Below are 1,666 nucleotides of genomic sequence, written 5' to 3'. Positions count from 1 at the left end.
GCGGCAGATGGCTCTACCTATGCGATGGTGGTTACAGACCCTGCTGCCCTTGACTCTTTTCTATCAAACTATCCCGCAAGTGAGAATCAATCGAATGAAGATTATAAACCAAGTTCACCAATGGAAGATTTATATATTGAGGCAAAACGTGGTTTCACAAACTCCGGTTTAAGTGATGCAGTTGCCGAAGAACGAGCCAACGCTGTAGTAATGGCAGAAGCGGGTATTAATTTACTAAAAGCTCCTGCTAATAGTACCGATTTTAAACAAATACAGGGTACAAAAGAGATAGATAGCAACGGAAATGCTACATTTACTAAATCAGATTGTCCATAAAATTAAAAATATGAAAAAATATATTCCAATACTACTTTTGCTTTTGCTAAGTTGCAAAAGCATAACAACAACAAAAAGTGTTTCAAAAGAGACCACAACTGTACCGAAATATCAAAAACTAAACACTTTTAAGAATACAACAAATGACACCTTGGCTTACGTGCGAACTTCAATCATCAACAGAAAGAGTGAATACATAGGTAAAGAGTTAAATGTATTGCTAAACGATTTAGAGTTGCCAATTAAGAGATATTTAATTGGTTCATCTCATACAAGAGGTATAAGCCCCGATATAACATTTGAATTTTATCCTGACAATGTTATAAATTTAAAAGAAAAAAACAGAATAGATCCTGTTATTCTTAATATTGTATGGAAAACTCCTTTACCTAAAGATATTGTACTTCCTATGAAAATAAAAAATAAAAATTTATGGACAAATGAAGAACAAGAGTATTATGGCAAGCAAATAATTAAGGACATAGTATTAACCAACTATAAATTTCAATAAGAAAACTAAAAACTACAACTGTATTAAATATAAATACAGTTGTAGTACTTTAAAAATATGAAACGAATAAAATTATTTATCCCTTTTCTAATTACACTTTTGCTAGGCTGTAAAAGCGTAACAACAAGAAATAGCATTTCAAGTAACACTAAAACTGTCCCAAAATATAAAAAACTTAACACCTTTAAAGGTACTACCAATGATACACTAGCTTATATGAGAACTTCAATAATTTCAAGAAAGAACAAATATATAGGTAAAGAGTTAAATGTATTGCTAAATGATTTAGAGTTGCCAATTAATAATTATGCAATAGGTACTTCTCGTGCAGTAGGCAAGGACAAAAGCCATAGTATAAGTTTATATTTTTACCCTAATAATGTAGTAAATCTAAAAAGAGAAAACAGAATAGATCCTGTTATCCTACATATATATTGGGAAACACCGTTACCTAAAGAAATGGTACTTCCTATATTATCAAAAAGTAAAGGGATCTGGACTAATGACGAAAAAGAATATTATGGTAAGCAAATAATAAAGGATATTGGGTTAACCGATTATAAATTTCAATAAGAAAACTAAAAACTACAACTGTGTTTAATATAAATACAGTTGTAGTACTTTAAAAATATGAAAACAATAAAATTATTTATCCCTATTCTAATTACACTTTTGCTAGGCTGTAAAAGCATAACCCCAACAACTGATAAAGTTTTAAGTGAAACCACAACGATTCCAAAATATCAAAAATTAAAAAATTTTAAAGGTACAACTAATGATACCTTGGCATATGTGCGAAAATCTATCATCGATAGAAAA

The 1,666-nt window shown here is 30.0% G+C and carries 4 protein-coding genes; all 4 read left to right on the top strand.

The features are described from left to right. Positions 1-336, top strand: a 336-nt coding sequence (locus tag B6A10_RS16175; protein WP_188221699.1) for a hypothetical protein, incomplete at its 5' end; no start/stop codon positions are given. Between the two features lie 10 nt (positions 337-346). Then, complete coding sequence (locus tag B6A10_RS16170; protein ID WP_188221698.1) at positions 347-847, top strand: hypothetical protein; 501 nt, start codon at positions 347-349, stop codon at positions 845-847. A 57-nt stretch (positions 848-904) separates the two neighbouring features. Further along, the gene (locus tag B6A10_RS16165; RefSeq protein WP_188221697.1) at positions 905-1,420 is read left to right on the top strand and encodes a hypothetical protein; all 516 of its coding nucleotides are present in this window, start codon (positions 905-907) and stop codon (positions 1,418-1,420) included. A 57-nt stretch (positions 1,421-1,477) separates the two neighbouring features. After that, on the top strand, positions 1,478-1,666 hold a 189-nt coding region (locus B6A10_RS16160; protein ID WP_188221696.1), incomplete at its 3' end, for a hypothetical protein.

It is taken from the genome of Flavobacterium pokkalii (genome assembly GCF_014596575.1).
GTDB classification, from domain to species: Bacteria; Bacteroidota; Bacteroidia; order Flavobacteriales; family Flavobacteriaceae; genus Flavobacterium; species Flavobacterium pokkalii.
This window is presented reverse-complemented; position numbering and strand designations above follow the sequence as displayed.

Coding starts and splice junctions, on each gene's coding strand:
- B6A10_RS16165 (WP_188221697.1), top strand. CDS start 905: ATGAAACGAATAAAATTATTTATCCCTTTTCTAATTACACTTTTGCTA.
- B6A10_RS16170 (WP_188221698.1), top strand. CDS start 347: ATGAAAAAATATATTCCAATACTACTTTTGCTTTTGCTAAGTTGCAAA.